Source organism: Gillisia sp. CAL575 (assembly GCF_000403785.1).
In the GTDB taxonomy this organism is placed as follows: domain Bacteria; phylum Bacteroidota; class Bacteroidia; order Flavobacteriales; family Flavobacteriaceae; genus Gillisia.
Map to the genome: position 1 here is coordinate 1 of NZ_APHJ01000041.1, position 4783 is coordinate 4783.

Annotated in this window: 4 protein-coding genes and 1 pseudogene; all 5 read right to left on the reverse strand. The window is 29.1% G+C overall.

Going from position 1 to position 4783, the window contains the following annotated elements; all coding sequences use genetic code 11:
* Positions 1–792: 792 nt before the first annotated feature.
* Complete coding sequence (locus I130_RS14120; protein WP_034924599.1) at positions 793–1407, reverse strand: hypothetical protein; 615 nt, start codon at positions 1405–1407, stop codon at positions 793–795.
* A gap of 160 nt (positions 1408–1567) precedes the next feature.
* Positions 1568–2110, reverse strand: coding sequence for a hypothetical protein (locus tag I130_RS14125; RefSeq protein WP_034924602.1), 543 nt, complete (start codon positions 2108–2110; stop codon positions 1568–1570).
* Between the two features lie 157 nt (positions 2111–2267).
* Positions 2268–3524, reverse strand: a complete 1257-nt coding sequence (locus I130_RS14130) for a hypothetical protein (protein ID WP_034924605.1) — start codon at positions 3522–3524, stop codon at positions 2268–2270.
* Positions 3524–4561 carry a nucleoid-associated protein gene (locus tag I130_RS14135; protein ID WP_034924608.1) on the reverse strand — a complete coding sequence of 346 codons (1038 nt, stop codon included), beginning with the start codon at positions 4559–4561 and terminating at the stop codon, positions 3524–3526. Before I130_RS14135 ends, I130_RS14130 begins: the two co-directional genes overlap by 1 nt.
* A gap of 66 nt (positions 4562–4627) precedes the next feature.
* A pseudogene (locus I130_RS16830) lies at positions 4628–4783 on the reverse strand (IS30 family transposase); the annotation flags it as partial.

The window sequence follows — 4783 nt, forward strand, 5'->3', positions numbered from 1 at the left end:
TTTAACCACAATCATAGTGATGCTGGTGGCACTCAAGAAGTGACCACAAATAGGATGCTGAGCAGGTTATTTTTGTGTTGAATTCTTACTGAAGCAAAGCTTCATCAAAAATTCAACACGTTAAAATATTATAAGTATGAAATAAGAGAAATTAAAATATTATCTTTAAGAAATAAGGTTATTGCTTTTCATAGGAACCGATGTTGCATACTGTTGTGATGTTCGGAATTTGTTCTTTTGTTGTCTGCCTTTATTTGTTCTTTTCTGAATCTCAAATTAACTTTTCACGTTTGAGTAGGAGTCAATTTTGAATTTTTTAGTTCTTAATTATTTTATCATTTTTCGCGTCTGAGTGAAAGTCAAATTTATATATCTAAAGGCATTCAATTTATCAATTTTTCATGCTTGAGTAAAAGTCAGCATAATGAGCTGAATGTATCTGTTTTTATTTTTTAAAGTTCGAGTAAGAATCCGCGCATTGATTTTAAATGCATCCAATTTTCACACTTTTCATTTTGTAATATTCTTTTAGACAAGTTCAAATTTGATTAAATATTGATCTATTAAAAACTAAAAAAGGTCAGCGCAACAGTTGCGAGTGATTGGTTGTTTTTTCACTCAGATATTCCGCTTTATTTTCACGTTTTTCAATCTGAACAATAGTTTGCAACGGTCTTGGTTAAGGCAAGTAGCGTGGAGTAGGGACGCATTCTTGTCGGCTTAGTTGTTTTTTACTTGGTGACTAAAATATCACTTTTTACTCAATTGCCCGCTATTTGCGCTTAACCGATGTTATGTGCTGGCCGAATTCCTCAATTTCAATAGGATTTCTGCAACCGAATAACCTGGGTTTAATTTGAACAAAGTATTTGTATTATTAATTCCACCATAAATTTCATTATAAATTCTATTGCTAAAATCTACTAAAATATCAAGTTGAGCCCAAGAGTATTCACCTCTAGTAAATTCAGGATCTGTGTGAGCATAAATTTTATTTCTACCAATAACAATTTTTTTGATTAGTTCAGAATGATTTTCCAGTTCATCTTTTAGAATATGTACTTTTTTAATCATTTGATCAATACTTGAAATTGCAGAATCACTTTCTTGATTTTCTTTAAGTTTTTCATTAAACATAATGTCTAATTTCTCATTAATCAACCTGTTAAATAGCTTGTGTACGTTTCTTTTTTGATTTGAGGAATTGTCAAATATTTTACATAGTTGTATTACTACAATAAATCTTAACTGTGATGTATGATAATCGAAAAATCCCGAATTTTTTCCCTGTTGAATGTCATTTTCATGAATAGTTAAAAGGTATCTGGTATTCATAATAGAGATATTTAGATCTAATAAGATCTTCCTCCATATTTCAAACCAATTATCAAACTCTTCTAATTTCATTTTACGTAGGCTGGCACATAACGGTCTTGGTTAAGGCAAGTAGCGTGGAGTAGGGACACGTTCTTGTCGGCTTAGTTGTTTTTTAATTGGTGTCTAAAATAGTACTTTTCACCAGAATGCCCGCTATTTGCGCTTAACCGATGTTGCCCACAGTTTTTTATCAGTCGTCAAAGCGTAAGTATAAATTTTTCCTACATCTTATTATCCATTCTCCATCTTTTTTAATTAAAACAAACAACGTTTCGGTGTTATTTCTGTTAGTCCGATAAACAATTGCTTTATTATTAGAGATCAATGGAAGTGTGGTTGCGGTTATGGAATTGTTGTTTTCATCCGATAATTTTATTTTATCGGATATCAAAGTCGAGTCAACAGTTTTATAATTTCCTAACCATCCAATTTGATAATGCATTTCGGAAATATCCTCTTTAGTTATAATATCAGAGTATGATAATATTTTTTCATTTTCAAAATCTGCACAGTGTCCATATAAATTGTCTATGAATTCGGGTGCACTTATGATGGCACTCAGACCTAAAAATATAAAGAAATTCTTGTCTATTTCTATTTGGTCATATTGTTCAATATCGACATCTTTATAAAGTGCATTTATTACCTCGTATCGTTCTTTTTGAATAGAATCATTTTGCGCATAAATTGGGCTTGATAATATCAAAAATAGAAATAGGATCATTATTTTCATTTCGACGTTTTAATTGTGGGCAACGGTCTTGGTTAACGCAAGTAGCGGGAGTAGGGTCGCGAACTTGTCGGCTAAATTGTTGTTTACTTGAAGACTAAAATATAACTTTTACTTGAATACCCGCTAATTTGCGATAACCGATGTTATGCAACGGTTTTTACTCCTCATTCCATATTTTATTCCTACTAATTACAAGGAGGACTGTTATTATAGCTGGGGTTACAAATAAAATAAAATCATTGGCATTTAGATATTTAAGAATCCACCAAATAATTGCGGTATTTGTAAAACTTAAAGTCCAAAAATATGTGTCACATATCGTAATTAAATTTTTAATCCTGGTTTGAATTCTGCCTTGTATTTTATCAAATGTTTCTCTTTCCTTAGGGTATTTTATGAAAAAGTTATTGTTTTTAATTGCTTTATAATCTTTGTCTGATAGGTGCTTTATATAATTTAAGTCTTTGAAACTCATATTCAATAAAAGAATCAAATATATCGTAGTTACTAACAATGCTACAATCAATATATAAAGGAAAGTTTCATTATTTTTTACTTTCTCGATAGCAAAAAGAGATGATGCTATTACAAGTGGAAAACCTATAATTTGGTTTGTCAGTTTTTTTAATATTTCAGATACCTCGTGGAAATATTTTGATTTGTATTCATCATAATCTTTACTAATTTTATCTATGGATAAATTATTAATGTAAACCTCAAAATTAATTTTTGCTTCGTTGGTAATATTGGCTAAGTCTTCAAAAATATTCTTAGCTCTATTTTTTTCCTCAAATCTTGCGCCCCATTTTATCAGAGAACTTTTTAAAAATTTTGGGAGATTAGCGTTTTCGTTAGTAAAACAAGTTAAAAATAATTGTAGAAATTTTGAATAATTAATAGATGTGTCTAATAAAGGGACATTTTTATAATACTTTATTATTAGTCTACTTTTTTCTGCTAAGCTTGTCAGAACAATTTTGCGGCTAATATCATTTACATAATCAACAAAATGAAATCCTTCTTCATCTTCTGTTTGTTTAGTTTTAAAAAAATCTATAAACTGAACGAATGATATAGAATTGGAGAAGAGATAAAATTCATCTTTTTTTTCAAAATTGATATAAGATTCCTCTTTTATTAATGATACTGGATAACCTTCATAAGATAATATTAAACAATCATTTTTTTCTTTAATAGTATTTAATATTAAATAATCGGAGACTTCTTCGAAAATTTCAAATGGTAAATTTTTTCTTTCAATTAAAATTTCTTGATCTCTTATGTTTTCATAATGTATTGAGGAAGTTTTAAGGAAATTTTCGAACTCATTAGAATAATTACATTTTAAGTTTTCCCCCAATTTAAAATTGAGCGAATTGATAAAATCGAATATATTATGTTGGAGTTCTAACATCAATTTTCTAAATTTTCATTTTCATTATTTTCCGCAATCTCTTTTCTTAATGCTCTAGCAAAAGCATCAGATTCGATTATTACAATATCATCCGCTTCATCGGATAAACGAATTTTGTCATTAAATGCCCCTCTCGAAAATTTTAGATTAATCCCATCTCTGTTTATTTCAACTTTAATGAATTTCTTCAATTCTCGATTATTATATCTGAATTCAGTATCGATTGTAATATCGTTTTCATGTGCATATTCTGATATGGTGTTCGGGTCGTTATAGAAATGTTGACTTAGATCTCTTATGTTGACAGATTTATTTGGGTTAGTTGAAATATAACCATAGACTAAATTTCGGAAAGTTTCAATTTCATACTCTTCATCCGTTTCTGGATTTTGTGGTCTTTCAATTTGAGAAATAATGTTATAAAGTTCTTTTGTATATTCTTTACTACTTTGAAGTTGTTCAATGCAAATCCAATCTTTAAAATAATCTGATATTTCTTGTTGTTTAAGTTGTGTAAGGGTTAGATAATTAATTTCATCTTCTTCTAGACGATTCTCGTTAATACGACAAGCCATGGCTAAATTATTGGTGTCGACGTATTCAATACTTTCTATCGTAAAGGAATGTTCAGTTCTTTCTAGAGTTTTACCTTCTATATCTCTAATTAGAAAAACTGAATTGAAGTCATAACCATTGATTTTGTATTCGCAAAAAGCAAAATATCCTCCCGTTGCAAAATTTATCTTTTTTACTTGATCATCGAGATTGGAAATGACATTTCTAGTGTAGGTGATAAAGTCATCGTTATCACGATTAGATTGTAAGTATTCTGTGAATTTTTCTGGAAAATATTTCCCTTCTGATTGGTCAAATATTGCGTGGAAAATTCTATCTGTATTAAAACTTTTATTTAAAGTTGATACAAGCCCAATTGCATTGTCATTAATATTTATTAATTCATCAGAAAGAATTAGTTCAGTCTCATTCTCCCCTCTATTTTTAATTAATTCATGAATAATGATTTTTTTTAATTCCATATATGGTTAATTGATTAGTGGTTTTGCTGGATTCAAGGATTCAACGCAACAAAGCGTTATAAAAAGTTAAGTATTCAAATATAATTTTTTTAGTTCAAGATCCATCATTTCTTGAGGTGTATTGTACCCTAGAATTTTACGAGGTCTATTGTTTAGTTTGTCCTGTATTATCTGTAGTTGTTTTTGATCAATTTTATTGAAGTCTGTTCCTTTTGGAAGGTA

Coding starts and splice junctions, on each gene's coding strand:
- I130_RS14125 (WP_034924602.1), bottom strand. CDS start 2,110: ATGAAAATAATGATCCTATTTCTATTTTTGATATTATCAAGCCCAATT.
- I130_RS14135 (WP_034924608.1), bottom strand. CDS start 4,561: ATGGAATTAAAAAAAATCATTATTCATGAATTAATTAAAAATAGAGGG.
- I130_RS14130 (WP_034924605.1), bottom strand. CDS start 3,524: ATGTTAGAACTCCAACATAATATATTCGATTTTATCAATTCGCTCAAT.
- I130_RS14120 (WP_034924599.1), bottom strand. CDS start 1,407: ATGAAATTAGAAGAGTTTGATAATTGGTTTGAAATATGGAGGAAGATC.